Annotated in this window: 28 protein-coding genes; 18 read left to right on the forward strand and 10 right to left on the reverse strand. The window is 67.5% G+C overall.

The genetic code is table 11. From position 1 onward, the window contains the following. Nucleotides 1-108 precede the first annotated feature (108 nt). Genes ACH0BU_RS06440 through ACH0BU_RS06450 form a run of 3 tightly spaced genes read right to left on the reverse strand, consistent with a single transcriptional unit; the run spans nt 109 to nt 2269 of the window. On the reverse strand, nt 109-567 hold the full coding sequence (locus tag ACH0BU_RS06440; protein ID WP_296220582.1) for a GNAT family N-acetyltransferase: 459 nt from the start codon (nt 565-567) through the stop codon (nt 109-111). Next, the gene (locus ACH0BU_RS06445) at nt 564-1673 is read right to left on the reverse strand and encodes a M14 family metallopeptidase (RefSeq protein WP_500263872.1); all 1110 of its coding nucleotides are present in this window, start codon (nt 1671-1673) and stop codon (nt 564-566) included. Before ACH0BU_RS06445 ends, ACH0BU_RS06440 begins: the two co-directional genes overlap by 4 nt. Next, complete coding sequence (locus ACH0BU_RS06450; RefSeq protein WP_296220583.1) at nt 1670-2269, reverse strand: DUF4136 domain-containing protein; 600 nt, start codon at nt 2267-2269, stop codon at nt 1670-1672. The genes ACH0BU_RS06445 and ACH0BU_RS06450 overlap by 4 nt, the downstream gene beginning before the upstream one ends. Nucleotides 2270-2401: 132 nt before the next feature. Between ACH0BU_RS06450 and ykgO the strand changes: the two genes are divergently transcribed. Then, entirely contained in the window at nt 2402-2527 is a 126-nt protein-coding gene (gene ykgO, locus ACH0BU_RS06455) for a type B 50S ribosomal protein L36 (protein WP_003046794.1), read from the forward strand. A gap of 5 nt (nt 2528-2532) precedes the next feature. Next, nucleotides 2533-3144 carry an HAD family hydrolase gene (locus tag ACH0BU_RS06460; RefSeq protein ID WP_314472420.1) on the forward strand — a complete coding sequence of 204 codons (612 nt, stop codon included), beginning with the start codon at nt 2533-2535 and terminating at the stop codon, nt 3142-3144. A 57-nt stretch (nt 3145-3201) separates the two neighbouring features. On the opposite strand, the gene pyk is transcribed toward ACH0BU_RS06460, so the two are convergent. After that, complete coding sequence (gene pyk, locus ACH0BU_RS06465; RefSeq protein WP_296222198.1) at nt 3202-4656, reverse strand: pyruvate kinase; 1455 nt, start codon at nt 4654-4656, stop codon at nt 3202-3204. A 72-nt stretch (nt 4657-4728) separates the two neighbouring features. Between pyk and ACH0BU_RS06470 the strand changes: the two genes are divergently transcribed. From ACH0BU_RS06470 to ACH0BU_RS06485, 4 genes are all read left to right on the forward strand, one after another. Next, nucleotides 4729-5019: a DUF1244 domain-containing protein gene (locus tag ACH0BU_RS06470; protein WP_145120625.1), complete on the forward strand. Its 291-nt coding sequence runs from the start codon at nt 4729-4731 to the stop codon at nt 5017-5019. Between the two features lie 122 nt (nt 5020-5141). Beyond that, nucleotides 5142-6470: a metal-dependent hydrolase family protein gene (locus ACH0BU_RS06475; protein ID WP_296222200.1), complete on the forward strand. Its 1329-nt coding sequence runs from the start codon at nt 5142-5144 to the stop codon at nt 6468-6470. Nucleotides 6471-6609: 139 nt separating this feature from the next. Continuing rightward, nucleotides 6610-6876 (forward strand): DUF2312 domain-containing protein, encoded by a 267-nt coding sequence (locus tag ACH0BU_RS06480; protein ID WP_125945112.1) that lies wholly within the window; start codon nt 6610-6612, stop codon nt 6874-6876. A gap of 47 nt (nt 6877-6923) precedes the next feature. Then, nucleotides 6924-7346 (forward strand): hypothetical protein, encoded by a 423-nt coding sequence (locus tag ACH0BU_RS06485; protein ID WP_296222202.1) that lies wholly within the window; start codon nt 6924-6926, stop codon nt 7344-7346. Between the two features lie 18 nt (nt 7347-7364). Here the strand turns inward: ACH0BU_RS06485 and ACH0BU_RS06490 are convergent, their stop codons facing one another. Beyond that, nucleotides 7365-8822 (reverse strand): AAA family ATPase, encoded by a 1458-nt coding sequence (locus ACH0BU_RS06490; protein ID WP_296222204.1) that lies wholly within the window; start codon nt 8820-8822, stop codon nt 7365-7367. Nucleotides 8823-8930: 108 nt separating this feature from the next. Here ACH0BU_RS06490 and ACH0BU_RS06495 point away from each other — a divergent pair, with 108 nt between their 5' ends. From ACH0BU_RS06495 to ftsH, 12 genes are all read left to right on the forward strand, one after another. After that, nucleotides 8931-9467, forward strand: coding sequence for a DUF1003 domain-containing protein (locus tag ACH0BU_RS06495; RefSeq protein WP_500263873.1), 537 nt, complete (start codon nt 8931-8933; stop codon nt 9465-9467). 47 nt (nt 9468-9514) lie between these two features. Next, a complete protein-coding gene (locus ACH0BU_RS06500) occupies nt 9515-10258 on the forward strand; it encodes a YebC/PmpR family DNA-binding transcriptional regulator (protein ID WP_046409052.1) in 744 nt (247 codons plus the stop codon). A gap of 10 nt (nt 10259-10268) precedes the next feature. Beyond that, nucleotides 10269-10775 carry a crossover junction endodeoxyribonuclease RuvC gene (ruvC, locus tag ACH0BU_RS06505; protein ID WP_125945116.1) on the forward strand — a complete coding sequence of 169 codons (507 nt, stop codon included), beginning with the start codon at nt 10269-10271 and terminating at the stop codon, nt 10773-10775. Between the two features lie 81 nt (nt 10776-10856). Continuing rightward, on the forward strand, nt 10857-11453 hold the full coding sequence (ruvA, locus tag ACH0BU_RS06510) for a Holliday junction branch migration protein RuvA (protein WP_046409054.1): 597 nt from the start codon (nt 10857-10859) through the stop codon (nt 11451-11453). Further along, entirely contained in the window at nt 11450-12190 is a 741-nt protein-coding gene (locus ACH0BU_RS06515) for a ParA family protein (RefSeq protein ID WP_296221210.1), read from the forward strand. Before ruvA ends, ACH0BU_RS06515 begins: the two co-directional genes overlap by 4 nt. Next, the gene (gene ruvB / locus ACH0BU_RS06520; RefSeq protein WP_125945119.1) at nt 12187-13209 is read left to right on the forward strand and encodes a Holliday junction branch migration DNA helicase RuvB; all 1023 of its coding nucleotides are present in this window, start codon (nt 12187-12189) and stop codon (nt 13207-13209) included. The genes ACH0BU_RS06515 and ruvB overlap by 4 nt, the downstream gene beginning before the upstream one ends. A 55-nt stretch (nt 13210-13264) precedes the next feature. After that, nucleotides 13265-13573: a hypothetical protein gene (locus ACH0BU_RS06525; protein ID WP_145120614.1), complete on the forward strand. Its 309-nt coding sequence runs from the start codon at nt 13265-13267 to the stop codon at nt 13571-13573. 69 nt (nt 13574-13642) lie between these two features. Then, nucleotides 13643-15913: a phosphoenolpyruvate--protein phosphotransferase gene (gene ptsP, locus ACH0BU_RS06530; RefSeq protein ID WP_082102930.1), complete on the forward strand. Its 2271-nt coding sequence runs from the start codon at nt 13643-13645 to the stop codon at nt 15911-15913. A gap of 127 nt (nt 15914-16040) precedes the next feature. Further along, nucleotides 16041-16961 (forward strand): helix-turn-helix domain-containing protein, encoded by a 921-nt coding sequence (locus tag ACH0BU_RS06535; RefSeq protein ID WP_136450442.1) that lies wholly within the window; start codon nt 16041-16043, stop codon nt 16959-16961. 76 nt (nt 16962-17037) lie between these two features. Then, nucleotides 17038-17988, forward strand: a complete 951-nt coding sequence (locus ACH0BU_RS06540; protein WP_296221215.1) for a tetratricopeptide repeat protein — start codon at nt 17038-17040, stop codon at nt 17986-17988. Between the two features lie 4 nt (nt 17989-17992). Next, nucleotides 17993-18976 carry a tRNA lysidine(34) synthetase TilS gene (gene tilS / locus ACH0BU_RS06545; protein WP_125945123.1) on the forward strand — a complete coding sequence of 328 codons (984 nt, stop codon included), beginning with the start codon at nt 17993-17995 and terminating at the stop codon, nt 18974-18976. A 75-nt stretch (nt 18977-19051) separates the two neighbouring features. After that, the gene (gene ftsH / locus ACH0BU_RS06550) at nt 19052-21016 is read left to right on the forward strand and encodes an ATP-dependent zinc metalloprotease FtsH (RefSeq protein WP_046409061.1); all 1965 of its coding nucleotides are present in this window, start codon (nt 19052-19054) and stop codon (nt 21014-21016) included. A 296-nt stretch (nt 21017-21312) separates the two neighbouring features. On the opposite strand, the gene ACH0BU_RS06555 is transcribed toward ftsH, so the two are convergent. The 5 genes from ACH0BU_RS06555 to ACH0BU_RS06575 all read right to left on the reverse strand — a co-directional run bounded on the left by ACH0BU_RS06555 (nt 21313) and on the right by ACH0BU_RS06575 (nt 26334). Further along, nucleotides 21313-22554, reverse strand: a complete 1242-nt coding sequence (locus tag ACH0BU_RS06555; RefSeq protein ID WP_125945124.1) for a cytochrome P450 — start codon at nt 22552-22554, stop codon at nt 21313-21315. Nucleotides 22555-22589: 35 nt separating this feature from the next. Beyond that, nucleotides 22590-23855 carry an ABC transporter permease gene (locus tag ACH0BU_RS06560; protein ID WP_296221408.1) on the reverse strand — a complete coding sequence of 422 codons (1266 nt, stop codon included), beginning with the start codon at nt 23853-23855 and terminating at the stop codon, nt 22590-22592. Continuing rightward, entirely contained in the window at nt 23852-24781 is a 930-nt protein-coding gene (locus ACH0BU_RS06565; RefSeq protein ID WP_296221407.1) for an ABC transporter ATP-binding protein, read from the reverse strand. The genes ACH0BU_RS06560 and ACH0BU_RS06565 overlap by 4 nt, the downstream gene beginning before the upstream one ends. Nucleotides 24782-25300: 519 nt before the next feature. Beyond that, nucleotides 25301-25669, reverse strand: coding sequence for a hypothetical protein (locus ACH0BU_RS06570; RefSeq protein ID WP_046409064.1), 369 nt, complete (start codon nt 25667-25669; stop codon nt 25301-25303). Next, nucleotides 25666-26334: an EI24 domain-containing protein gene (locus ACH0BU_RS06575; protein WP_296221406.1), complete on the reverse strand. Its 669-nt coding sequence runs from the start codon at nt 26332-26334 to the stop codon at nt 25666-25668. The genes ACH0BU_RS06570 and ACH0BU_RS06575 overlap by 4 nt, the downstream gene beginning before the upstream one ends. Nucleotides 26335-26399 lie beyond the last annotated feature (65 nt).

The following is a 26399-nucleotide window of genomic DNA, read 5'->3' on the forward strand; positions in this document are numbered from 1 at the left end:
GGTAAGCAGGCGGTACGAACGGCCTCGGTAAGTTGTGCGCAAACTAAATGATCGCGATGCAAAGACAATGGCTTATCCACCGCCGGGCCGGGTCAGGCGGCAGCATGGCTATAGCGACAGGGTCATGAAGCGGTTGTGCGGGCTTTCGGGATAGCCGCCGAAGGGCGGGCCATCGGTAAAGCCGGCGGCCTCGTACAGGCGGTTGGCGGCGTCGAACATCGGCGCGGTGCCGGTTTCCAGGCTGACGCGTGTGTACCCACGGGTGCGGGCGAGCGTGATCAGGTGCGTCAGCAGCGTGCGCCCAACGCCGCGACGCAGGTGGACCGGCGCGGTCCGCATCGACTTGATCTCGCCATGATCGCTGGCCAGCGCGCGCAGGGCGGCAATGCCGAGCAGATCCTCGCCCTCCCACAATCCCCAGAAGCTGATGTGGGGATGACGCAGGCCGTCGACGTTCATCGCATGGGCGTTTTCCGACGGCGTCGAGGCGTGCGCCTCCGCCTGATGATGCGCCACCAGCGCGAGGACGCGCGGATCGTCCAGCCCGCCCTCGCGCAACTCCATCATCGCCCGGCGATCATTTCGTCCAGCACCTCGAGGCACGCCACGCCGAGGCGTGCCGACCGCTCGGGCGACCAGGCGAACTCGGGATCGGGGTTGGCGTCGTGATCCTTGAAGGGCATTTCCAGCGTGATGCTGACCGCGCCGAACCGCTCGGCGAGCTGGTTGGTGGACATCGAGAGATTGGCGCGGCCGGGCTGGGCGCGCTCATAGCCAAGCTCGGTCTGGAAATCGGGCGTGTGCGCCGCCAGGCGCCGGCCGAATTCGACGAAGGCATCACCCTGTTCGGGCTTGAGCGACGGGATGCCTTCGAACCCGGCGATGAAATTGGCGGCGATCGCTTCGTCGCCGTGCACGTCCATCGCGAAATCGACGCCCGTTTCGTCCATCGCGGCGAGGACATGATAGACCTCCGGGCTGCGCTCCAGCGTCGGGGTGTGCCATTCGCGGTTGAGGTTCACCCCGGCTGCATTGGTGCGCAGATGGCCGCGGCGCGTGCCGTCCGGGTTCATGTTGGGCACGACATGCACCGTCGCAGCCGACAGCAGCCGCGCCGCCGCCGGGCTGGTCAGCCAGTCGAGCGCGCCGTCCATCCAATATTCGGCCATCGATTCGCCGGGATGCTGGCGGGCATAGAGCCAGACCTGCGTCTTGCCGGTGCCGAGGCGGAAATAGTCGATTGCCTGGCCGTCCAGCGTGACGCCCAGCTCGCGATGGGTGACGCCGGGCCGCGCGGCGATGCGCGCGACCAGATCGGCGTGCCGTTCCATCGTGTAGGGCGCGAAATACGCGAACCAGACGACCTGTGCGTCGCCGGTCCAGTCAAAATCCAGCACGCCATCGGCATAGCGCGTGTCGACCGTGCGCCACGCCTGCCGATCGGTCGAGGCGCGCGCGCGGTAACCGGGCCAGCCGAACGGATAGGCGGAGCCGCCCGCGTTCAGGATGCGGAACGTCAGGCGGCGTCCGGCCGCTCCGGCGACGCGGAAATAGAACCACTGGTAGAAATCGGACTCGGCGTCACGGACGATCTCCAGATCGACACGATCGCCCTGAATCCCAACGAGACGAATGTTGCCGCTGTCGAAGGCGGCGTTGATGCTGAGGGTCATGGCACCTCGATAGTGCGCCCGCTGTCGCCGGGAAAGCCGGAGAAGAGCGCGCGGGCCAGCCGGGCGGCAATCGCCGGGGTGTCGGCATCAGGGGAGGTGAGGTCGGTCAGCGACTGGGCCTGCCCCTCCCACACGGCATCGGGGCCGCGGCGGATACGTACCGACAATTCGGTCACCACGCCTTCGCGCGCGCCGCTGCCGCCGACCGGGAAGCTGACCCCGCCGCCAAGGCCGACGCCGCCGCCGCGCCCGCCGCTGATGCCGCCGCCCCCCAGCCCGATCGACACCGGCGAGCGGCGCGGGGGCAGCATGCCCGGAGCGCGGCTGAACGACACCGTGGCAAGGAATTGCGGCGTCTGGCCGGGGGGCGGGGCGGTGAAACCGAGGCGCAGCAATTCAGTCTGCACCGCGGCGGCATAGGTCTTGTACTCGATGCTGGCGGTGCCGCTGCCGGTCAGCGGCTCGACCGCGATCGTGCCGCGATCGGTCATGGCGTCGAAATGATAGCGCGTGGCCTGGACCGGAAAGCGAGTCGGCCCGGTGGCACAGCCGGAGAGGGCCGCGGCGAGCCCCGCGGCGATCATGATCTTGCGCATTTGCGTTCTCCCCACTGTCGTTACGCTGCTACAACGCATCGCGTGATCCCCGGCTCCGGCTTGACTTGCAAGGGGCCAGGCACTAGGCGGCCACGCTTTCCAGACACGCCCATTTATAGAAGCGAATCCGCCATGAAGATCCGCAACAGCCTGAAGTCGCTCAAGGACCGCCACCGCGACAACCGCGTCATCCGTCGTCGCGGCCGGACCTATGTCATCAACAAGACGAATCGCCGCTTCAAGGCCCGCCAGGGCTGATTCGAATGCGGCCGATTGCCGTTGTCTTCGACATCGGCAACGTCCTGTACGATTGGGACCCCAAGGTCCTCTACCGGCGCCTCATCACCGATGATGAGGCGCTGGACGTATTTCTGCGTGATGTCTGCTCCAAGGAGTGGCATTTCCAGCATGACGCCGGCCGCCCGTTCGCCGAGACGTCTGCGGAGCTGTGCGCGCAATTCCCGGATCATGCCGATCTGATCGCGCAATGGGGACCGCGCTTTTCGGAGCAGATCCCCGGGCCGATCGACGGCATGCCGGGACTGGTCGCCGCGCTGGACGAAGCGGGCGTGCCGCTGTTCGCGATCACCAATTTCAGCGACGAATTCTTCGCGCCCTTCCGTGAACGGGAGGCGGCGATGTTCGACCGGTTCCGCGACATCGTCGTATCCGGCACGGAGAAGCTGGTGAAGCCCGACCCGGCGATCTACCATCTGGCGCTGAATCGGTTCGGGCTGAAGCCGGACGAGGCGTTGTTCGTTGACGACCGACAGGACAATGTCGATGCCGCGGCGGCCGTCGGGATGCATGGCGTGCTGTTTACCGACACCGCGACGCTGCGCGCCGAACTGAAGCGCCAGGGGCTGCTTCCCTAGTCACGCCGCGATCGCCAAGTGCTGGTAACCGGCGCGCCGCCTGCGCGCCGGCTCCGGTCATTTGTGGCTGTGCAGTTCGTCGCCGATGATGCTGACGACGTGAAGCACGTTGGTGGCGCCCGGTGTGCGGAACGGAACGCCGGCCATGATGATGACCCGGTCGCCCGCGGCAGCAAGGCCGTGGCGCAGCGCCATTCGCTTCGACTTGGCCACCATCTCCTCGAACGAATCGACGTCGCGCGTGTGGACGGCGTGGGCGCCCCACAACATGCCCAGGCGACGCGCGGTTTCCATCTGCGGGGTCAGCACCAGCAGCGGGATCGACGGCCGCTCTCGCGCCACGCGGCGGGCGGTGGAGCCGGAGGTGGTGAAGCAGATGATCGCCTTTGCCGACACCGTGGTGGCGATGTTCTTGGCCGCTTCCGCCAGGGCGTCCGCGGTGGTCGGATCGGGACGGGTTTCGGTGAAGCGCACCCGATCGCCATGCATGGGATCGCGTTCGACGGACGTGCCGATGGCATCCATCATCGCCACCGATTCGACCGGCCAGTCACCCGCGGCGCTTTCCGCCGACAGCATGATCGCATCCGCGCCGTCGTACACCGCGGTTGCGACGTCCGAGACCTCGGCGCGGGTCGGGGAGGGCGACTTGATCATCGATTCCAGCATCTGCGTCGCGACCACCACCGGGCGACCGAGCCGGCGGGCGGTCTCGACGATTCGCTTCTGAAGCGGCGGAACGGCCTGGGGCGGCAGTTCGACGCCGAGGTCACCGCGCGCGACCATCACACCGTCGCACAGCTCGACAATCTCCTCCAGCCGGTCGATCGCGGCGGGCTTTTCGATCTTGGCCATCAGCGCGGCCTTGCCGCCGATCAGCTTGCGCGCCTCGGCCAGATCCTCCGGCCGCTGAACGAACGACAGCGCGATCCAGTCGACGTGCTGGTCAATCGCGAAGGCGAGGTCGGATCGGTCCTTGTCGGTCAGCGCCGCCATCGGCAGCACCACGTCGGGTACATTCAGCCCCTTGTTGTTGCTGAGCGTGCCGCCGACCTCGACATTGGTGATGATGCGGTCCGGCTCGTGATCGATGACGCGCAGGACGAGCTTCCCGTCGTCGAGGAGCAGGCGCGCGCCCGGTTCGACGGCGGCAAAGATTTCCCGGTGCGGCAGTTCGACGCGGGACGCGTCGCCCGGCGTGGGATCGCGGTCGAGCACGAAGGTGGCGCCATGCGCCAGTTCGACACGGCCGGCGGCGAAGCGGCCGACGCGCAGCTTGGGACCCTGCAGGTCGGCAAGGATCGTCGTGGGGCGGCCATAGCGTTTCTCCAGCGCGCGGATCGCCTGGATCACCTCCACCTTGGATGCCTGGTCCCCGTGGCTCATGTTGACGCGAAAGGCGTCGGCACCCGCGAGGAACAGCTTCGCAATCATGTCGGGCGTGTTGCTCGCCGGGCCGAGCGTCGCGAGCACGCGGACCTGCCGGCTGCGACGAATGATCGATCGTGTCATGTAAACGGTTACTCCGCTTTGCCGCGCGATGCCCTAGCCCTTATCTCGTCGCGATCAACTGTGGAGAAGACAATGGACCCGATCGACACGATCGACGATGCCGCCGCCGCTGCCGCATTCCGCCGGCTGGTACGCCATCTGCGGCATCGGAGCGATGCGCAGAATGTCGAGCTGATGGGGCTGGCCGGTTTCTGCCGCAATTGCCTGTCCGACTGGGTCGGCGAGGCGGGCGGGCTGCCGAAGGAGGAAGCGCGCACCGCAATCTACGGCATGCCCTATGCGCAGTGGAAGGCCGAGCATCAGCAGGAGGCGACCCCCGAACAGTTGCGCCGCATGGAAGAAAGCGTCGCGAAGAACGCCTGACGGGCGGTTTGCGCAACTTTCCTGCCTTTGCGCGCTTGTCGGGCACGGGTTGTTTCTTCTACCGCCGGCGGCGTCAAACAATGCGCCGCGCGTGAAGCGGCGCCGAGGGGGGTAGGGGAACGATGAAGAAGATGATCGCGACCGCGTTGCTGGCGGCCGTCAGCGTGCCGGCCATTGCGCAGACCGCGCCGGCACCCGCGGCCGCCCCCGCGGTGACCTATATCCACGCCGGCGCTTTGCTCGACCGGCCGGGCCAGGCGCCGCGCGGCAACAGCACGATCATCGTGCGCGATGGCAAGATCGTCGAGGTGCGTGACGGCTTCGTCCCGCCGGAGGGTGGCGCGAAGCTGGTGGCGCTGAACGACAAGTTCGTGCTGCCGGGGTTGATCGACCTTCACGTCCACCTGATCGGCATCGGCGGCGATCCGATGCGCGCACGCCTGACCGCGCTCAACACCGAAGGCGCCGACGACGTGCTGTATGGCGCGGGTAACGCCAAGGCGACGCTGAACGCCGGCTTCACCACTGTACGCGACCTGGGCGGCGAGCCGCGCAGCATCCGTGCGCTGCGCGATGCGGTGGATCGCGGCGACGTGGTCGGCCCGACGATCGTTAATGCGGGTACCGCGATCTCGGTCACCGGCGGGCATGGCGATCCGCTCAATGGGCTGGCCGAACCGTTCGCCCATGCGGTGAAAGAGACGGTTGAGAATACCTGTGACGGGCCGTCGGATTGCGTACGCGCGACGCGGCGGCAGATCGGGCTCGGCGCGCAGGTGATCAAGATCACTGCGACCGGCGGCGTCCTCTCCAACGTGTCGGGCGGGCTTGGCCGCGCCTTCACGCCGGAGGAAATGAAGGCGATCGTCGACACCGCGCACAATCTGGGCCGCAAGGTGGCGGCGCACAGCCATGCCGCCGAGGGTACCAAGGCGGCGCTGGCGGCGGGCGTCGATTCGATCGAGCACGGCAGCTTCATCGACGACGAGGCGATCGCCGCGTTCAAGAAGGCGGGCGCTTATCTGGTTCCGACCGAGATCGCCCCGGTTGCTGCCGTGGCGCAGGCGCGTGCCGGTGCACTGCCGCCCGCGACCATCCCCAAGGCCGAGGCCGCTGCCGCTGCGATGCAGGAAAGCCACCGCCGGGCGTACAAGGCAGGCGTGAAGTTCGCCTTCGGCACCGACAGCGGCGTCTCCAAACATGGCGACAATGCGCAGGAATTCGCGCTGCTGGTGGAAAAGGTCGGCATGACCCCCGCCGACGCGATCCGCAGCGCGACCGTCACGGCCGCCGAAGTGCTGGGTCAGGGCAATGTGATCGGCACGATCGAGCCGGGCAAGCAGGCCGATATCATCGCCGTCGACGCATCGCCGCTGTCCGACGTGCGCCAGCTGGAGCGTGTCCGCTTCGTCATGCGCAAGGGGGCAGTCGCCAAGCCGCTCGCCGACTGAAGTTCGCCGATTTCGATTTGATTGGGGCGGCGGCATCCCATAGGAGCCGCCGCCGCAACCGATAGTCCGGCAATTGCGCCGCCGCCCCACCCGCGATTCGCGCGTGAAGCGGCGGTGCTTCACTTATGGGGTTTTCAAGATGGCTGAAGAACGCGGCGAGGGCATGGGCGGCGGTCAGGTGGCGGCGGACGAGCTGCGCCTGCTGATTGAGCGCGCCGAGCGGCTCGAAGAAGAGAAAAAGGGCATCGCCGACGACATCAAGGACGTGTTCGCCGAGGCGAAGAGCCGCGGATACGACCCCAAGGCGATCAAGAAGATCATGTCGATCCGCAAGAAGAAGCGCGAGGAATATCAGGAAGAGGAAATGATCCTCGAGACGTACATGCAGGCGCTCGGCATGCTCTGAGCCGCCCGGCTCGTGAACGTCACAAAAATTGGGCTGAGGCGGCCGGCATGAAGACCATCATTCTTGTCCTGTCGCTTCTGCTGCCTGCCGCAGCGGCACCGGCCGTTGACCCTGCGGCGGGCTTTTGCGCCCGCATGGCGGCGCAGCATGGGATGAAGCTGGCCAGCCAGCCGAACGGCAAGCCCGCCTATGAGGCGCGTGCGCTGAAGGGCTTGGGCGTGGCGCTGTTCGGCGGGTCGACGATGGTCGGCATGCAGCTGAGCCCGCCCGACGACCCCGCTGCAATCGGCGACCCTGCGCGCTTCGCCGATGCGTGCAAGCTGAGCGCGGGGCGAGTGGCCTGCAGGATCAGCGGCCCGTCGAGATTCGAGATGACGGTGGGCGAGCATGCCGTTACCACCGACGCGGCGCCTGGCGAGCAGGCCGAAGTCAGCATGGCCAAGAACCGCATCCGCTGCGAGGAACGCTGACCGCCCCCCGAACGAAGGCTAGGCAGCCTCCGCCGGCGCCGTCGTCCAGCCGAGCCGCGCGATCGTGATCGATCGCTTGCCCGACAGATCGGTGCGGGTGACGATGAGGTCGCGGCTTTCGATATAGCCCATCAGCCGCCGCACGCGGCCGAGCGATGATGTGCCGTACGTCTCCGCCAAGGCGGCATCGCTGGGGCAGGGCGCGCCCTCACGCGCCGCCTTGGCGACAAGCAGGAATGGCCCGACCATCTCGTCCTGCAGCGTGCCGGCGAGCGCGATCACCTCCGCCCATTCGGGATCGGCGATGTCGAAGATGCCGGCGCGCGCGCACGACAGGCGACGGGAGAAATCGCCCAGGTCGATGCCCGATCGCGACAGGCCCTGCATCCGGCAGCGGACCTGGAAATCCTGGAACAAGACCGACGCCGGGCGGCCCGCGGCATCGGCATCCTCGACGATCGCGCGCAGCACATCGGCGATGATCGCCGCGACTTCCTCCTCGCTGCGCTCCGGCTCGGGCGGCAACGGGGCGGGGCGCGCCATGTCGGCGATGATCTCCTCCGCCGGCACGCGGCGCGGGCGGGCCTCGAACGCCATCGGCAGCTGGGGCGCCGCCTCCGGCTCGGGTTCGGCGAAGATCAGCTCCTGAAGGTCCGCCGGCGGGGCGGAGGGGAGCGGTGTCAGCTTCGGACTGCCGCTGCGCGCGCTGGTTTCCACCGCGCCGATCTTCACCGTCTTGGGACGGCGGCAGACCGCGGGGCCGAGCGCGAGGAACGTGCCGCGCGGAAGATCGCGGATCGAGTCCGCCTGGCGGCGCTCCATGCCCAGCAGGTCGGCTGCGCGCGCCATGTCGATATCGAGGAAGGTGCGGCCCATCAGGAAGTTCGACGCTTCGGCCGCGACGTTCTTGGCCAGCTTGGCGAGTCGCTGGGTCGCGATAACCCCGGCGAGGCCGCGCTTTCGGCCGCGGCACATGAGGTTCGTCATCGCCGAGAGTGACGCGCGGCGCACCTCCTCCGCCACTTCGCCGCCGGTGGTGGGGGCGAACAGCTGCGCCTCGTCCACCACGACCAGCGCGGGGTACCAATGTTCACGCGGGGCATCGAACATCGCCGACAGGAAGGTGGCGGCGCAGCGCATCTGCCCCTCCGCCTCCAGCCCCTCAAGGCTGAGCACGACGGAGGCGCGATGTTCGCGCAGGCGCCCGGCGATTCGCGCGATTTCCCGCTCGGCATAGTCCGCCGCCTCGATCACGACATGGCCATACGCGGGGCCAAGCGTGACGAAATCGCCCTCCGGATCGATCACCACCTGCTGCACCTGCCCGGCCGACCGCTCCAGCAGGCGGCGCAGCAGGTGCGACTTTCCCGACCCGGAATTGCCCTGAACAAGCAATCGGGTGGCCAGCAATTCCTCTAGGTCGATCAGGACCGGCGCGCCCGAGGCATCGGCGCCCATGTCCACCGCTATCGTCATGGCGTGCGTTTGGCCGAAACCGACCGTCGGGGGCAAGACGTTTGCGCCGATTGCGGATATTGCAGGGGACGATCGGCGGATAGCCGGAAGCAGGCCCAGGAGCAGGGAATGCAGGAGCACAGGGCGGATCTGGACCAGCTGGCGCGGCATCTGTTGGGCAAGCCGGTGGCGGCGCTGGAAGAGGAAGAGCAGCGCGTCCTGTCGGCGATCGCGTCGGGCACGACCGGGGTGCGCGACGCGTCCGACGTGGCGGACGAGCAGGCGACCTTTGGCGAGCGACTGGCGGACCGAGTCGCCGAGGTCGGCGGCTCCTGGGGCTTCATCATCGTCTTCAGCCTGGTGCTGCTGGGTTGGATGGTGCTCAACAGCAATGTGCTGGGGCGGATGGGGCTGGTCTTCGATCCCTATCCCTATATTTTTCTCAACCTGATGCTTTCGACGCTCGCTGCGGTGCAGGCGCCGGTGATCATGATGAGCCAGAACCGGCAGGCGGCGAAGGACCGGCTGACCGCCGCCCTGAATTACGAGACGAACCTTCGCGCGGAGCTCGAAATCCTGCGCCTCCATCGCAAGATGGACCAGGATGTGATCGCCCGGCTGACCCGGCTCGAGGCACTGATCGAACGGAATTGCACCGGCCGATGAGCAGAGCGGCTTGAGCAGGGCGCCCAACCTTCGCTAGAGGCGCGCACATGGCAGGTCATTCCAAGTTCAAGAACATCATGCACCGCAAGGGTGCACAGGATAAGAAGCGTTCGGGCATGTTCTCGAAGCTTTCCCGCGAAATCACCGTCGCGGCAAAGATGGGACTGCCGGATCCGGATATGAATCCACGCCTGCGCGCCGCGGTGAACGCCGCCAAGGCGCAGTCGATGCCCAAGGACAATATCCAGCGGGCGATCGACAAGGCGAGCCGCAGCGACGCGGAGAATTACGAAGAAATCCGTTACGAGGGCTTCGGTCCCGGCGGCGTCAGCCTGATCATCGAGGCACTGAGCGACAACCGCAATCGCACCGCCACCAATGTACGCACCGCGGTGAGCAAGAACGGCGGCAACCTTGGCGCGTCGGGCTCCGTCAGCCATGGTTTCGATCGCATGGGCCTGATCAACTATCCGGCAAGCGCGGGCGACGCGGACAAGGTGTTCGAGGCGGCGCTGGAAGCGGGCGCCGAGGACGTGACGTCGAGCGAGGACGGCCACGAGATCTGGACCGCGCAGGGCGACCTTCACGAAGTCGTCAAGGCGCTCGAGCCGGTGCTGGGTGAAGCGGAGAGCGCGAAGCTCGCGTGGCGGCCGCAAACGATGGTGTCGGTGGACGAGAATGACGCCGCCACGCTGTTCAAGCTGATCGATGCGCTCGACGATGATGACGACGTCCAGCAGGTGTGGGGCAATTACGAAGTGTCCGACGAGGTGATGGCGAAGCTGGGCTGATGGCCCGGCAATGATCATCCTCGGCCTCGACCCCGGCCTCGGCACCACCGGCTGGGGGGTGATCGCGGCGGAAGGGAACCGGCTGCGGCACGTTGCCAACGGGCAGATCCGCACCGACCCCTCCATGCCGCTGCCGCGCCGGCTGGCGAACCTCTATGCCGCGCTGATCGACGTCATCCGCACCGAGCGGCCGGACAGCGCGGCGGCGGAAGAAGTGCTGGGCAACACCAATGCCCAATCGACGCTGAAGCTGGGGCAGGCGCGCGGCGTGGTGCTGCTTGCCGCAGCCGGCGCGGGGCTCGACATCGGTGAATATCACCCGTCCACGGTCAAAAAGGCGGTGGTCGGCACCGGCGGCGCGGAAAAGCGCCAGATCCAGGCTATGATCGGGGTGTTGCTGCCCGGCGCGAAAGTCGCGGGCCCGGACGCCGCCGACGCGCTGGCGGTGGCGATCTGCCACGCGCACCATCGCGCGAGCGCGGCAGGGATGATGCGGCGGCTGCAAACCGGCGGCTGACACCTTCGCATTGCGAGCGCCGGGAGTTGGCCCGTCGTCGTCGAGGCGCTACGGTTCGGGCAACATGACGGACCAGCATCGGTGATCGCCTACCTCAAGGGTATTCTCGCCAGCACGAGTGCGGACGCGGCCGTGATCGAGGTCAATGGCGTCGGCTATCTGGTCGGTGCGTCGTCGCGCACGCTCGCGGCGCTAGGGCCGGTCGGCGAAGCGGTTCTCATCCATACCGAAATGCTGGTGGGCGAGGATTTCCAGCGGCTGGTCGGCTTTGCCAGCGCCGAGGAGCGCGACTGGTTTCGCCTGCTCACGGGTGTGCAGGGCGTGGGCGCACGCGTCGCGCTGGCGATCCTGTCGGCGCTCGAGCCGGCCGAGCTCAACCGGGCAATCGCGGCGCAGGACAAGGCGATGGTGGCACGCGCCAATGGCGTCGGGCCTAAGCTGGCCGAGCGGATCGTGCGCGAGCTGAAGGACAAGGCGGGCGGGATCGTTCTGGGCCCGGCGGCGGCCGCGCAGGCGATGCCGGTCGGTGCGGCGGCGGATGCGGTGTCGGCGCTGCTCAACCTCGGCTTTCGCCCGGTTGAGGCAAGCGCGGCGGTGACCGCAGCAGAAGAGGAGCTGGGTGCGGGCGCCACGCTGGACGCGCTCGTCCGGCTGGCGCTGCGCAAGGCGGCGAAGTGAGCGGCCGCGCGGTCGCGGTCTACAGCCTGAAGGGCGGCGTTGGCAAAACGACGCTGGCGGTGAACCTGGCCTGGGCGGCGGCGACGCTGTCCGCGCGGCGCACCTTGCTCTGGGATCTCGATGGCCAGGCCGCGGCGACCTGGATCCTCGGGCATGACGGGGGAGGGCGCGAGGCCGGTGCTGCGATCCGCCGCGAGATCGATCCGCGCCGGCTGATCCGGCCGACCGCCCTTGACCGGCTCGACCTGCTGCCGGCCGATGCCTCGCTGCGCACGCTCGACCTTGCCTTTCACGCCATCGACAAGAAGCGCCGGCTGACCCGCCTCGTCGAGGATCTGGCGGGTGATTACGACCGGATCATCATCGATTGCCCCCCGGGCCTGACCGACACGTCGGATCAGGTGATGCGCGCGGCCGATCTGGTGGTGGTGCCGGTCATCCCCTCCGCGCTGTCGCAGCGCGCGCTCGACACCATCGCGGCGCACGTCACGCGCAAGAAGGGCCCGAAGGTGACGCTGGCGCCGGTATTCTCGATGGTCGACCGGCGGCGCGCGCTTCACCGTGAGGCCTTGCAGCAGCATCCCGACTGGCCGGTCTTTCCGATGACCAGCGCGTTCGAGGCGATGAGCGTGCGCCGCGCGCCGCTGGGTGCCTACGCCCCGCGCGGCTCCGCTGGCGTGGAAGCAATATCGGACTTGTGGCGCCGGATCGAAACTACGCTATCGGAGATCCGATGACCGATAGCGATCGCCTGATCACGCCCACGCGCCGCGTCGAGGATGCCGATGCGGCGCTGCGCCCCAAGCGGCTGGACGAATTTGTCGGCCAGGCGGCGGCGCGCGACAATCTGCGCGTGTTCATCGAAGCGGCGAAATCGCGCGGCGACGCGCTGGACCATGTGCTGTTCTTCGGTCCGCCCGGGCTGGGCAAAACGACGCTGGCGCAGATCGTTGCGCGCGAGATGGGGGTGGGTTTCCGCGCGACGTCGGGCCCGGTGATCGCCAAGTCGGGCGATCTTGCCGCGCTGCTCACCAATCTCGAGGATGGCGACGTGTTGTTCATCGACGAGATCCACCGGCTGCAACCGGCGGTCGAGGAAGTGCTGTATCCGGCGATGGAGGACCGCGCACTCGACCTGATGATCGGGGAGGGGCCGTCGGCGCGCAGCGTCCGGATTGATCTGCCGCGATTCACGCTGGTGGGCGCGACGACGCGGCAGGGGCTGCTGACGACGCCGCTGCGCGACCGGTTCGGCATCCCGATCCGACTGCAATTCTATACGGTGGAGGAACTGACCAGGGTGGTGACGCGGGCGGCTGCGCTGCTGGATCTGCATATCGCACCAGACGGCGCAGCCGAGATTGCGCGCCGATCGCGCGGGACACCGCGTATCTCCGGGCGCTTGCTGCGCCGGGTGCGCGATTTCGCCAATGTCGCGGGCGTGGTCGAGGTTGATGCGGTCGCGGCCGATCGCGCGTTGAACCGGCTGGAGGTCGACAGCTTGGGTCTCGACGCGATGGACCGCCGCTACCTGACGATGATCGCGGACATTTATCGCGGCGGCCCGGTCGGCGTGGAGACGCTGGCGGCGGGCCTGTCCGAGCCGCGCGACACGATTGAGGAAGTGATCGAGCCGTATTTGATCCAGCTTGGCCTCGTCGCTCGGACGGCGCGAGGCCGGGTGCTGAACGCGGGCGGCTGGAAACACCTAGGGCTCAACCCGCCTGCGGGCAGCCAGGACGGTTTGTTCGACTGAACGGGAGCCGTCGGTCGACCGCAGCGTTTGTTCGTTCAACAGCAAGAGGACCACGATGACCCACACGCCGCCGGTACCGCCAGGCAACCAGTCCCCGTTCCCGATCCAGGAGCCGCCGCACACGCCGACGACGCCCGAAGCGCCGAGCGCCAAGCAGGAGTCGGGCAAGCCTGAATCCGCGAAGCCCGCCGCCCCGAAGGCGGCGGGCAGCGACGAATGGGCCGCGCCGGCGAAGCGTCGCTGGTCGCTGGGCAAGATCGCCGGCGCGACCGCCGGCATCGGTGCGATCGCGATCGGCGTCGCGGCGGTGCTGTTCCCGCGTGACAGTGCGCCGGAGCCCAAGAAAAAGAAGCGGAAGAACTGATGTTTGCTGCGGTGCCACGCAACAAATGTTGCGTGGCACCCGGCCGTGTCGCCTGCTAGCCCCTTTATCATGCTTTCTGCCGCCGCTTCCGCCCGCGAGATCCTCGTCAATCTCCACGACGTGATGGCGGCGCGGTCCAACGCGCAAGCCAAGCTGAACCAGGTCGTCGACATTATCGGCGAGGCGCTGAACAGCGAAGTCTGTTCGATCTACCTCCTGCGCGAAGGCGTGCTGGAGCTGTTCGCGACGCGCGGCCTGTCGCCTGATGCAGTTCATGTGACCAAGCTGGCGTTGGGCGAGGGCCTGGTCGGCACCATCGCGCAGAACAGCGAGGTGCTGAACCTCGACGAGGCGGCAAGCCACCCGGATTTCGCCTACAAGCCGGAGACCGGGGAGGATCGCTTCCACAGTTTCGCCGGCGTGCCGATCATCCGGCGCGAGCGCTCGGTCGGCGTTCTGGCGGTGCAGCATGCGGAGCCGCGCCGCTATGCCGATGTTGAGATCGAGGCGCTGCAGACAGTGGCGATGGTGCTGAGCGAGTTGATCGCGAACGCAGGGCTGATCGACCCCGCCGGTGTGCGCGACCGGCCGCAATCCTCCACCGCGAGCATCCGGCTGACCGGACAGAAGCTGGTCGAGGGAATGGGCGCTGGCTACGCCGTGTTCCACCAGCCGCGCATCCACATCGAGCACACGGTCGCCGAGGACGTCGAGGCGGAGCGGCACCGGGTCTATGCCGCGTTCGACAAGATGCGCGAGCAGATCGACAAGATGACCCGCGAGGCCGAATTTGGCGGCGGGGGCGAACATGAGGAGGTGCTCGAGACCTACAAGATGTTCGCCTATGACGAGGGCTGGTCGCGGCGCATCAACGAGGCGATCGACAGCGGCCTGACTGCCGAAGCGGCGATCGAGCGCGTGCAGCAGCGCACCCGCCAGCGCATGCGACAGATTGACGATCCGCTGCTGGCGGACCGGATGCACGACCTGGAGGACCTGTCGAACCGGCTGCTGCGCATCGTGTCGGGCCAGATGGGAACGGCGGCGCAGCTCGGGCTGCGGCAGGATGCGATCCTGATCGCGCGCAACCTGGGTCCGGCCGAGCTGCTTGAATATGATCGCCGCCGATTGAAGGGCGTGATCCTGGAAGAAGGATCGCTGACGGCGCACGTCACGATCGTCGCGCGTGCAATGGGCGTCCCAGTGCTGGGCCGGGTGCGCGAGGTGCGGCGGCAGATTTCCGAGGGCGACCTGCTGCTGCTCGACGTCAACGAGGGGTCGGTCGTGGTGCGCCCGTCGAGCGCGATGGAGGAAGCGTTCGACGCCAAGCTGGCGCTGCGGCAGAAGCGGCGCGCGGCCTATGCCGCGCTGCGCGACGTGGCGCCCACCACCAGGGATGGCCATCGCGTGACCGTCATGGTCAACGCCGGGCTGCGCGACGACGTGGGCGCGCTGGATGTGACAGGCGCGGACGGGATCGGGCTGTTCCGCACCGAATTCCAGTTCCTCGTCTCCGCCACCCTGCCGCAGCGCGAACGCCAGCAGCGATTGTACCGCGAGGTGCTGGACGTGGCGGACGAGCGCCCGGTGGTCTTCCGCACGGTCGACATCGGCGGCGACAAGGCGCTGCCTTATCTGATCCAGCATGACGGCGAGGAGGAAAATCCCGCCATGGGCTGGCGCGCGCTTCGCCTGGCGCTGGAGCGCAACGGGCTGATGAAGGCGCAGGCGCGTGCGCTGCTGGAAGCGGCGGCGGGGCGCACGCTCAACGTCATGTTCCCGATGGTCAGCGAGGCGTGGGAGTTCGCCGAGGCGCGCGCGCTGTTCGAGCAGCAGCGCGCCTGGGTTGCCTCGCGCCATCGCCGGCTGCCCAATGAGGTGCGCTACGGCGCGATGCTTGAGGTGCCGAGCCTCGCTTATCAACTCGACCTGTTGTTGCCGCAGGTCGATTTCCTGTCGATCGGCACCAACGATCTGACGCAGTTCCTGTTCGCTGCCGACCGCGCCAATCCCAAGCTGGCGGAGCGATATGACTGGCTTTCCGCCTCCATCCTCCGCTTCATCGGCTCGGTCCTTGAGCCGTCGCGCATTGCCGGGGTTCCGGTCGCGGTGTGCGGCGAGATGGGCGGGCGACCGCTGGAGGCGATGGCGCTGATCGGGATCGGGATCGATCGTTTCTCGATCACCCCGGCAGCGGTCGGCCCGATCAAGGCAATGGTCCGCACGCTCGATCGCGCGGCCGTGACGGCCGAGATGACGCGGCTGCTGGCGGCGCCGCCGCACGATCTTCGCGCCGCGCTGACGCAATGGGCCGAGGCCAACGGCGTCGAGCTGGGGTGAGCGAAGGGCGCTGAACGGAGCGCCAGCGCCGATCAAAAGACGTGTGGCTCGATTGACACAGGTATCGCGCTCTGTGAGACGTGCGGGCGGGGACGGACGGGGCAGTCCGCCCGAAGCGGAGAAGCGAATGACTGAGGCCGAGCGCGGCGATAACGCGACGCTCTTCCCGCAACCTGTTGGTGATAGGCTGCGCGCGGCCCGCGAGCAGCAAGGCATGTCACTGGCGGAGATTGGCGCGCGCACCCGTGTGCCGCTGCGCCACCTGGAGGCGATCGAGGCCTCGAACTACGGCGCGCTGCCGTCGCCGACCTATGCGGTCGGCTTCGTGCGCGCCTACGCCCGCGCGGTGGGCGAGGATGAGGTGGCGCTGGCCCGCGACGTGCGCGTCGAGGCGCTGAAAGCACCGCGCACAACGCCGCAATATCAGCCCTATGAGATCGCCGATCCGGCGCGCGTGCCCAGCCGCGGGCTGGTGGTGGTGGCGGCCGGATTGGCGCTGGCCGTCGCGGTGCTTGCAGTGCTGTGGTTTGCGAGCGGGCTGTTCCGCGGTGGCGACGACGCGCCGGAAGCGGCGCCCTCGGTCGCGGTCGCCGTTCCGGCCGCGCAGCCCACGCAAGCGGCGCGCCGTGCCGACCAGGTCTCGCTGGTGGCGACCGACGAGGTGTGGCTGCGCGTCTATGATGCGGCCGACAAGACGCTGTACCTTGGCACGATGAAGCCGGGCGAGCGCTATGACGTGCCTGCGGACGCCAATGATCCGAAGATCAACGTCGGTCGCCCCGACAAATTGCAGGTGACGCTGAACGGCTCCGCATTGCCCCCGCTGGGCAGCGGCGCGCGGCCGATCAAGGACGTGCCGGTCGGCGCGGCGGCCCTAACCGCCCGGATGGGCGGGGAAGGTGCGCCGGCACCGGTGGCATCGCCCGCTTCACCTCCGGCAGTCGTCGGCGCGCGCACCAGCACCGCCGTTCCGCCCGCGTTCGCCACGTCAGCGGCTGGGGCGGCTGGTGCGGAGACTGGCGCAGGGACCAGCGCTCCCGCAAACTGATCGGCCTTAAGGCTGGCGACAGGCAGGCGTGTATAGTTATAGCGCGATATTAACCTGTTTCCGGGGGCATGGACTGATGCGTAGGTTCCTCATTGTCGCGTTGATGTCGGCCGCGGCGACGCCGGTCGCGGCGCAGTCCGGCCTCGAGGGCCGGGTCGGCAAGCTCGAGAGCGAAATGCGCGCGGTGCAGCGCAAGGTGTTCCCGGGCGGGGCAGGCGCGTATCTCGAGCCGCAGGTGCGCGCGCCGCAGTCGGCACCCGAGGAGATCGGCGCACCCGCCTCCAGCGCAGTGCTGGATCTGACCCAGCGCGTGTCCTCGCTGGAACAGCAGCTCGCGACGATGACCGGGCAGATCGAGCAGACGCAATATCGCATGCGCCAGCTCGAAGACCAGTTCGCCGCCTATAAGCGGACGACTGATGCGCGGCTGGACAGCGGCGCGGGCGATGCGGGGCTCGATAGCACCGGCACGGGCGGGCCGGTGGTTCCGCCGCCGCCGCGGGCAGCCGCCCCGGCAGGCGGAGTGAGCAATCAGGCGCGTGGCGGTGGCAGCCTGGAGGGGCAGGTCGCCGGCACCCCCGCGGCCAGCAAACCGGCGGCCGCCGCGGCGGGCGGGATCGAGAAGCCGTCGACGGGCAAGGCGGACGAGGACGAATACATCTATGGCTACCGTCTGTGGGCGGCGAAGCGCTATCCCGAGGCGGCTGATCAGCTGAAGAAGGTGGTCGCGACTTATCCCAAGTCCCGCCGCGCCAGCTATGCCCAGAACCTGCTGGGCCGATCCTATCTTGACGATGGCAAGCCGAGCCTCGCGTCGATCGCCTTCTACGACAATTACAAGAAATATCCCGATGGGGAGCGCGCGCCCGAGAGCCTCTATTATCTGGGGCAGGCGCTGCTGAAGCTCAACAAGCCGGCAGACGCGTGCAAGGTGTATAACGAGCTGACCGACGTCTATGGCGACAAGATCGGACAGGGGATGAAGGACAACGTCGCGCGCGCGCGCACTTCCGCCAAGTGCAAGTAGTCTCGTGGCCGACCATCCCGAAGTCGTCCGGCTTCGCCAGGATCTGATCGCGCTCACCCGCGAGGCGCCGAGCCGCGATCGTCCGATCGGCGTGGCGGTGTCCGGCGGGCCGGACAGCATGGCGCTCTTGGTACTGGCGGCGCTTGCCTTCCCCGACGCGGTCGTCGCGGCGACCGTCGACCACGGCTTGCGGCCGGAGGCGGCGGAGGAAGCGCGGATGGTCGGGCGGGAGGCGGCCACATTGCGCGTGCCGCACGACATCCTGGCGGTGAGCGCGCCGATCGAGGGGGCGAGCGTCCAGGCCCGCGCGCGTGAGGGCCGCTATGAGGCGCTTGCGGCCTGGGCGGAGCGTCGCCACGCGATGGCGATCGCCACCGCCCATCATGCCGATGACCAGGCCGAAACGTTCCTGATGCGCGCCTCGCGCGGGTCGGGCGTGACGGGGCTTGCCGCCATCCGCCCGGCGACGACGATCAGCGGGGCAGCGGTGGTGCGACCCTTGCTGTCGTGGCGGCGTGCCGCGTTGCGTGCCACCGTGCGGCGGGCGGGGCTGCCGTTCATCGACGATCCGGCCAATCACGACCTCAGGCACGATCGTACCCGCTTTCGCCAGTTGCTCGACCGCAACGAATGGCTCGATCCGCCAGCGCTCGCGCGCACCGCGGCGGCAGTGGGGGAGGCCGAGCGTGAGCTGGCGGAGATCGCCGCGCTGTTCTGGCGCGGCCGGGCCGAGATCCGCGACGAGGGCGTGACGCTGAACCCTCAGGGATTGCCGCGCGACACGCTGCGCCGGCTCGCGCGGCGGGCGATCATCGTGGTGCGGGCTGCGGCGGGAATTACCACGCCGGCGTTTGACGACGCGGCCAATGTAGAGCCGCTGCTCGACGCGCTCGAGAGCGGCCGGCGCGCCACGCATGGCGGCGTGGTCGTGGGCATCCGGCGGGGCAGCTGGCACTTCCGCCCGGCACCCCCGCGTCGATCAGTCTGAGTGATTGAATTCTGCGGTCCGTTCCATTGCCATTAACCTCGCGCAGCCTACATTGCAGGCCGTGAAAGGTACGGCATGAACGACAACGACAAGCAGTCAGGTGACAATGGCGGCAATGGCCCCAATCCCTGGATGAAGAGTCTGCTGATCTGGGTCGGCATCCTGCTGTCGCTGGCGATCGTCGTGACCATGTTCGATGGTCGGACGAGCACCGCGACGGGCAATGCGATCGCCTATTCGGCATTCCTCGACAAGGTTGACGAAGGGACGGTCAAGGACGTGACCATCTCGCGCGACCAGATATCGGGGACGCTGTCGAGCGGCGAGAAATTCCGTACCGACCCGGTTTCCGATCCGCAGCTGACCGATCGCCTGCGCAAGGCAGGCGTCGAGATTTCGGGCAAGCGCGACGAAGGCCCCTCGATCTGGCAGTATATGCTGGTTCAGGCGCTGCCGTTCCTGCTGTTCCTGGGCATCGCCTTCTTCGTGGTGCGCCAGATGCAGAAGGGTGGCGGCGCGGGTGGCGCGATGGGCTTCGGCAAGAGCCGCGCGAAGATGCTGACGCAGAAGGAGGGCAAGGTCACCTTTGCCGACGTCGCGGGCATCGACGAGGCGCGCGAGGAGCTGGAGGAAATCGTCGAGTTCCTGAAGGATCCGTCGAAGTTCGCCCGCCTTGGCGGCAAGATTCCGAAGGGCGCGCTGCTGGTCGGCTCGCCCGGCACCGGCAAGACGCTGCTCGCTCGCGCTATCGCGGGTGAGGCTGGCGTTCCGTTCTTCACCATTTCCGGCTCGGACTTCGTCGAGATGTTCGTCGGCGTCGGCGCGAGCCGCGTGCGCGACATGTTCGAACAGGCCAAGAAGAGCGCGCCGTGCATCGTCTTCATCGACGAGATCGACGCGGTCGGCCGTCATCGTGGCGCGGGCCTTGGCAACGGCAACGACGAGCGCGAGCAGACGCTGAACCAGCTGCTGGTCGAGATGGATGGCTTCGAGGCGAACGAGGGCATCATCATCATCGCGGCGACCAACCGCCCCGACGTGCTCGACCCTGCGCTGCTGCGTCCGGGCCGCTTCGACCGCCAGGTCGTGGTGCCGCGACCAGACATCGAGGGCCGCGTGAAGATCCTCGAAGTGCATATGAAGAAGGTGCCGCTGGCGCCCGACGTCGACGCACGCACCATCGCCCGCGGCACGCCGGGCTTCTCGGGCGCGGATCTCGCCAACCTCGTCAACGAAGCGGCGCTGATGGCGGCGCGCAAGTCGAAGCGCCTTGTCGCGATGGCCGAGTTCGAGGAGGCCAAGGACAAGGTCATGATGGGCGCCGAGCGGCGGTCCATGGTGATGACCGAGGACGAGAAGCGGATGACCGCCTATCATGAGGCCGGTCACGCGATCGTTGCGCTGCATGAGCCGGCGTCCGATCCGATCCACAAGGCGACGATCATCCCGCGCGGCCGCGCGCTGGGCATGGTGATGCGCCTGCCGGAACGTGACAGCTACAGCTACCACCGCGACAAGATGTACGCGAACCTGGCGGTGGCAATGGGAGGCCGCGTCGCCGAGGAGATCATCTTCGGCTATGACAAGGTCTCGTCGGGGGCGTCTGGCGACATCCAATATGCGACAGGCCTGGCGCGCGACATGGTCACGAAATGGGGCATGTCGGACAAGGTCGGCCCGGTCGATTATGCGCAGCCCGAGGGTGAGAGCTTCCTTGGCTATTCCTCCTCGCAGCCGACGCACATGTCGAACGAGACGGCGCAACTGATCGATCACGAAATCAAGACGATCGTCGAAGGCGGCCTGACGCGGGCCAAGACCGTGCTGACCGAGCATATCGACCAGCTTCACCTGCTGGCGGGTGCGCTGCTCGAATATGAGACGCTGTCGGGTGACGAGATCAAGAAGCTGATCTCGGGCGAGGGCATCGGTCGCACGGAGCAGCCCAAGACGTCATCGTTGCCGGCAGTGGGCACGTCGATCCCCAAAACGCGTCGTCCGCAGGGTCCGTTCGGCAATCCGTCGCCCGCGGGCGCCTGACCGCCGTGGCGGCAGCCGTAGAGCGGCTGTCCGAACGAACATGCCAAAAGATCAAAGGCCGGGCGATCGCCCGGCCTTTGTCGTATGGGGAATCGCGAAGCTGAACCCGGAGCGCGATCAGCGCCGAACTGAACTCTTAGGCTGACGTCTTCATCTTCTGGAGCAGCAACGTCGGGTTCTCCCGCGTGGCGCATCTTGGCGGCGATCCAAGCGACGTGCGCGCGCTGCGGCAGCGTGTTCGCGCCTCTTTCCGCAGCAGCGCGGCGCGGGCCTCCTGCCCCGCCGCGCCCCTCACGTCAGTATTTGCTCAACTCGACCGGCAGGCGGCGATAGCCGTGGACGAAGCAAGCCGAGACACGCTCCGGCGCGCCGGTCACGTTCACGCGCATCCGCCGCTTGGCCATTTCCTCCAGCAGGATGCCGATCTGCAGTTCGGCGAGCCGCGCGCCCACGCAGCGGTGGATGCCGTGACCAAAGGCGAGGTGGCGCCGCGCATTGGGGCGATCCACCACCAGCGCATCGGCATCCTCGCCGAACACGCTCTCGTCGCGGTTGCCCGAGATGTACCAGAGCGCGAGCTTGTCGCCGGCCTTGATCTGCTGGCCCATCAGTTCGGTGTCGCGCGTCGCGGTGCGCCGCATGTGCGCCAGCGGCGTCTGCCAACGGATCAGCTCACTGACCGCATTGGGAATTAGCGACGGATCAGCTTCCAGCTTGGCGCGCTGGTCGGGATATTTGTCGAGGCCATAGGCAAGCCCCGACATGGTGTTGCGGGTCGTGTCGTTCCCGCCGACGATCAGCAGGATCAGGTTCCCGATAAACTCATTGTCGTCCATCTCTCGCATCGCATCGGAATGGATCATCATACTGATGAGGTCGGGCTGCAGCGGCTTGTCGACCCGCTCGTTCCACAGGCGGCGGAAATAGCTGCCGCATTCATACATGTGCATCAGCCGCTGCTGGCGCAGCTCGTCATTCTTGATGATCTCGATATCGCCCGCCCAGTCGGACCAGAAGGTGAGCTTGCGTCGATCCTCCCAGGGAAAATCGAACAGGATGGCGAGCATTCCGGTGGTCAGTTCGATCGACACCGTGTCGACCCAGTCGAATTCCTCGCCCCACGGCAGCCGATCGAGCACCTCTTCGGTGCGATGGCGGATGTCGGCGGCCATGCGCGTCATTTCTGACGGGGTGAAGGCGGGCGCTACGGTGCGCCGCTGCGCGGTGTGCACCGGCCGATCGCGCGCGATGAACATCGGCATGCGGACGGCATTGGGATCATCGGCGTCGAAATTTGCGATGGTGATGCCGCCGGCTTCCGACGAATAAAGGTCGGGCAGCGACTCGACCTCGACGATCGGCTTGTAGGTCGACACCGACCAGTAAGCGCCGAACTCCGAATCCGGCACATAATGAACCGGCGCCTCGGCGCGCAGCTTGGCGAAGGGCGCCCGCCATGTATCGTCCCGGTACAGCTCAGGCCGGCTCACATCGAACGGATCGACCGTCTCCGCCGCGCTTCTCGCAAGCGTCGCCATCATCTCTCTCCCGCATTTATCGGTAGAGAGAAGACCTAACTGACAGAACTGTCAATAGGGGCTGCGGCCGGGGTGCGGCGAAACAGCTTCTTCCACGCGCCGGCCGGGCTACCGGACTGCAGCACGCCGCGCCGGAACAGTCGCGCGCCGACGATGATGAAGATCGCCACCCACAGCAATTGCCACGCGAGCGCCGCGACATGCGGCCACAGATCGGGCGAGTTCGCAGCTCGCCCCGCCATCGCGAAGGGGGAGGAGAGCGGCAGGATCTCGGCGAGCTGGGCCACCCAGCTGCCCGGATTGGACGCCGCGGCCGAGGCAAGAGCGAACATCCCGACCTGAAGCACGGTGATCGGCAGGGACAGCATCTGGATTTCGCGCATCGTCGATGCCTGTGCGCCGATCCCGAGGAAAACCGAGCCGAGCAGCAGATAGGCGGTGGTGAAATAGGCCGCGAACAACAGGGCAAAAGTGCGGAAGCCCACCGCCGGCGTCAGATCGGCGACGTTCAGTTCAGGCGGCAGCACGGCGCCGATCTGGCTGACCACCAGCCCCCAGAAACCGACGAACAGCACCGCGACCCCGAACATGCCGAGCAGCTTGCCCAGGAACACGCTTTCAAGCGGCACCGCCGCGGCCAGCACCTCGATCACCTTGTTGTTGCGCTCTTCCGCCATGGTGCCGACGACCTGCCCGGACAGGAAGAGCGTCAGGAAGAAGATGCCGAACACGGCGAAGAACGCCGATGTGCTGCGCGATCCCACGGTCGGTGCGTCGCGCGTCACGCGGGAGAAGGTGGCCCGACTGAGCGGATCGATCCCGGTACGATCAAGACGCACCGCCTGATCTGCCAAGAGCGCGAGATAGCGGGCAGATCGGCGGCTCTGGCCATAGATGATCTCCGGCGTCGCGAGCGGGCCGTACATCACCGCCAGTACGTCGACATCGCGTGTTTCGAGCGCCGCGCGCGCCTGAGCCCGGGCATCGCTGCTCGCTGCCCGCAGGTCGACCGGCGGCGGTGCGACCTCGGGCGGTGACAGGCGTCGCAGTTCCCGGTCGGCGGCGAGCAGCGCGGCGGTGTCACGCGGGTCGGCGAGGATCACCAGCCGTTCCTTCTCCGCAGCGCCGGCCGACACCGATGCCGCGCCCAGCCCGCCAATGGCGCCGAACGATCCCATGATCACGGGGGCGAGCAGGAACAACAGGAAGATCGGCGTGAAGACGGTGGCGGTGAAATCGCGGCGAGCGATCGTCAGCGTCTGGCGCAGCCGCCGGCGGAAGGAGGATGATCGGCCGGTCATGCCACGCGCTCCGGATCGGCGGCCGCCTCGCCGACGATGCGAACGAATGCCTCGTGCAGCCCGGGCCGCTCGATCGACAGCCCGGAAATGCCGTAGCCAGCGTCGATCAGCCGCTTCAGCAGCGTCTCGATCCCTTCGGGTGGCAGTTCGAACCGCCACGCATTGCCTTCCCGCTGGGCGCCGGGTGGCAATTGTGCCGCGATGCCCTCGTTGGGGAAATGGGGTTCGTACAGCACCTGCTGCGGCAGCATCGCGCGCGCCTCACCGACCGTCCCCTCGAACCGGCGCTGGCCACCGGCGATGATCGCCAGCCGGTCGCACAAGCGCTGCGCATGCGCCATGACATGGGTCGAGAACAGGATTGTGGCACCGCGGTCACGCTCCGCCAGGATCAGCGTTTCCAGCCGTTCCTGGTTGACGGGATCAAGACCGGAAAAGGGCTCGTCCAGCACCAGGAGGTCAGGCTGGTGGACGATCGATCCCAGCAGCTGGACGAGCTGCGCCATGCCCTTCGACAATTTGCGGATCTTCTCATTGGCCGCCTGGCCGAGCCCGACCTGTTCGAGCAGCACGCCGGCGCGGGCGCGACCCTCATGCCAGGGAAGGCCGCGCAAGGCGCCCATGAAGGCGATCGCCTCGCGTGCCTTCATCGCCGGGTACAGGCCGCGCTCCTCGGGAAGATAGCCGACGCGGTCGCTGGCATCGCGCGGATGGGAATACCCGAGCAGCGTTCGGCTGCCCTCCTCCGGCTCGATGATGCCCAGCAGCATCCGCAGGGTGGTGGTCTTCCCGGCGCCGTTGGGGCCTAGCACGCCATAGATCATGCCGCGTGGCACGACGAGCGACACGCCATCGACGACCCGCCGGTTCCCGAAGCGTTTGACCAGCCTCTCGGCGACGATGACGAAATCCTGGTTGCTGGTCACGTCCACCGGTTCTGCCCGTAAGAACGAACGATCGTCCGTCATGATCAGGGGAGGAGCGGCCGAGAACCGGCCGATCCGCTGCCGGCATCGCTAGCAATTGGTCCGCGGAAAATACAGGCGATTTGATCCGGGCAGGGCGGGAGCCATTCGCACGGCCCGGCGTTGACCAGCTTCACCTTGCCGCAGTGCAGAAAACATAGATTACATTCTGCAGACGCGGCGAAACAAACGCGTCCCTATATGCTGCTCCGAAACAGAGGAGCCTGGATACATGAGCCGACAGCGTAAGCGACTTGTAAGTTCAATCGGTGAGCCGGTGTGGTCGTCGTTGTTCTTTATGTGTTTCGGCGTGGCAATTCTTCTTTTCCTCGTCGCCATCGAACATCAGGAATGGTTCAGTCTGAAGCCGGGAACTGGCACGGCGGAGGCGATGTCCTATGCCTCTACTTCGCAAAACAACAGGTCATAGCGGGTTGGTCGCCTGCTGGCGGATGGACGGGGCACCAGGCAGGCAGGCGCTTACTTGCCGCCCACCCGCCGGGTCAGCGCCGAGACGCAGCTCGCCCGGTCGATCGTGCGGCCATCGGGCTGGCGTGCATCGACATAGGTGACGCGCGGCTCGCCCGACCCTTTGGGATAGAGATACGTATCGAGCACGCAGATACCGCTGTGGAATTGCAGCTTGCGCGCATTGCCTTCGCGAACATCGGCGTCCGGCTGGCCGAACAGCCGCACGAGCCCGTTGGCGTTTTGGCCGATCACCCGTTCCAGGCCAACACCGCTATAGGGGATCGGCACCGGTGCCGCGCGTTCCGGCGCCCCGCTCCCCGTCGTGGCGCAGCCCGCGACGAGCAGCAGCAGGATGGGAGAAGCGGCAAGGCGGATCATCGACGGCTCCGGTGATAGTAATGAGTGGCCATGGCGGCGCCCAGCACGGGCGCCAGGATGTTGAGCACGGGGACGAGGAACAGCCCAGTCACTGCAAGCCCGAGGAGAAAGCGGCGCGCCATCGTGCGGAGGCGCCATTGCGGCAGTTCCGCCGGCGACAGGTGCCGGACGGCGACCATGTCGCCGAGGTCGCGGCCCAACAGCCAGGCGTTCACGGCAAGGAACAACGCCGCCGTGCCGATGCCCGTGACCATCAGCGCCAGATAAGCGGGCAGCAGCAGAAGGTTCACGCCGACGAAGCGCGCCGCGGAGCCAAGGCCCATGCGCACCGACTGGGCCATCGGCACGTCACGCGCCGTCGCCAGCGCACGCGGGTAATGGCGGCTTTCCACTGCCGCGACGATCGTATCGGCATACAGTCCGACGATCGCGATCGCGACCGCCCGGAAGGTGAGCCACAGCGCGAGCACGCTGACGATCAGCGCCGCGGCGGCGGCCAGCGACCCGTTGTAGGTCCAGCCGTCCAGCAGGCGGTTCACCCCCCACCAGATGGCGCCCCCCAGCAGGATGAAGACGGCAAGCGTCAGCAGCAGGCTCTTGCGCAGGACGGACAGGATCGCCCGGTCACCGAGCTGGGCCAGGCTGAGGGCAAGCGCCGTGAACATCCCTGCCGAATGCGCGCACCCGTGCGGTTGCGCAAGGCGGACCTGCCATCTACGGCCGCGCGCAA

This window comes from Sphingomonas olei (assembly GCF_045369765.1).
GTDB classification, from domain to species: Bacteria; Pseudomonadota; Alphaproteobacteria; order Sphingomonadales; family Sphingomonadaceae; genus Sphingomonas; species Sphingomonas panaciterrae.

Excerpts from the sequence above, each read along its gene's own strand:
- ACH0BU_RS06440 (WP_296220582.1), bottom strand. The coding sequence starts at position 567 with ATGATGGAGTTGCGCGAGGGCGGGCTGGACGATCCGCGCGTCCTCGCG.
- ACH0BU_RS06445 (WP_500263872.1), bottom strand. The coding sequence starts at position 1,673 with ATGACCCTCAGCATCAACGCCGCCTTCGACAGCGGCAACATTCGTCTC.
- ACH0BU_RS06450 (WP_296220583.1), bottom strand. The coding sequence starts at position 2,269 with ATGCGCAAGATCATGATCGCCGCGGGGCTCGCCGCGGCCCTCTCCGGC.
- ykgO (WP_003046794.1), top strand. The coding sequence starts at position 2,402 with ATGAAGATCCGCAACAGCCTGAAGTCGCTCAAGGACCGCCACCGCGAC.
- ACH0BU_RS06460 (WP_314472420.1), top strand. The coding sequence starts at position 2,533 with ATGCGGCCGATTGCCGTTGTCTTCGACATCGGCAACGTCCTGTACGAT.
- pyk (WP_296222198.1), bottom strand. The coding sequence starts at position 4,656 with ATGACACGATCGATCATTCGTCGCAGCCGGCAGGTCCGCGTGCTCGCG.
- ACH0BU_RS06470 (WP_145120625.1), top strand. The coding sequence starts at position 4,729 with ATGGACCCGATCGACACGATCGACGATGCCGCCGCCGCTGCCGCATTC.
- ACH0BU_RS06475 (WP_296222200.1), top strand. The coding sequence starts at position 5,142 with ATGAAGAAGATGATCGCGACCGCGTTGCTGGCGGCCGTCAGCGTGCCG.
- ACH0BU_RS06480 (WP_125945112.1), top strand. The coding sequence starts at position 6,610 with ATGGCTGAAGAACGCGGCGAGGGCATGGGCGGCGGTCAGGTGGCGGCG.
- ACH0BU_RS06485 (WP_296222202.1), top strand. The coding sequence starts at position 6,924 with ATGAAGACCATCATTCTTGTCCTGTCGCTTCTGCTGCCTGCCGCAGCG.
- ACH0BU_RS06490 (WP_296222204.1), bottom strand. The coding sequence starts at position 8,822 with ATGACGATAGCGGTGGACATGGGCGCCGATGCCTCGGGCGCGCCGGTC.
- ACH0BU_RS06495 (WP_500263873.1), top strand. The coding sequence starts at position 8,931 with ATGCAGGAGCACAGGGCGGATCTGGACCAGCTGGCGCGGCATCTGTTG.
- ACH0BU_RS06500 (WP_046409052.1), top strand. The coding sequence starts at position 9,515 with ATGGCAGGTCATTCCAAGTTCAAGAACATCATGCACCGCAAGGGTGCA.
- ruvC (WP_125945116.1), top strand. The coding sequence starts at position 10,269 with ATGATCATCCTCGGCCTCGACCCCGGCCTCGGCACCACCGGCTGGGGG.
- ruvB (WP_125945119.1), top strand. The coding sequence starts at position 12,187 with ATGACCGATAGCGATCGCCTGATCACGCCCACGCGCCGCGTCGAGGAT.
- ACH0BU_RS06525 (WP_145120614.1), top strand. The coding sequence starts at position 13,265 with ATGACCCACACGCCGCCGGTACCGCCAGGCAACCAGTCCCCGTTCCCG.
- ptsP (WP_082102930.1), top strand. The coding sequence starts at position 13,643 with ATGCTTTCTGCCGCCGCTTCCGCCCGCGAGATCCTCGTCAATCTCCAC.
- ACH0BU_RS06535 (WP_136450442.1), top strand. The coding sequence starts at position 16,041 with ATGACTGAGGCCGAGCGCGGCGATAACGCGACGCTCTTCCCGCAACCT.
- ACH0BU_RS06540 (WP_296221215.1), top strand. The coding sequence starts at position 17,038 with ATGCGTAGGTTCCTCATTGTCGCGTTGATGTCGGCCGCGGCGACGCCG.
- ftsH (WP_046409061.1), top strand. The coding sequence starts at position 19,052 with ATGAACGACAACGACAAGCAGTCAGGTGACAATGGCGGCAATGGCCCC.
- ACH0BU_RS06555 (WP_125945124.1), bottom strand. The coding sequence starts at position 22,554 with ATGGCGACGCTTGCGAGAAGCGCGGCGGAGACGGTCGATCCGTTCGAT.
- ACH0BU_RS06560 (WP_296221408.1), bottom strand. The coding sequence starts at position 23,855 with ATGACCGGCCGATCATCCTCCTTCCGCCGGCGGCTGCGCCAGACGCTG.
- ACH0BU_RS06570 (WP_046409064.1), bottom strand. The coding sequence starts at position 25,669 with ATGATCCGCCTTGCCGCTTCTCCCATCCTGCTGCTGCTCGTCGCGGGC.
- ACH0BU_RS06575 (WP_296221406.1), bottom strand. The coding sequence starts at position 26,334 with ATGTTCACGGCGCTTGCCCTCAGCCTGGCCCAGCTCGGTGACCGGGCG.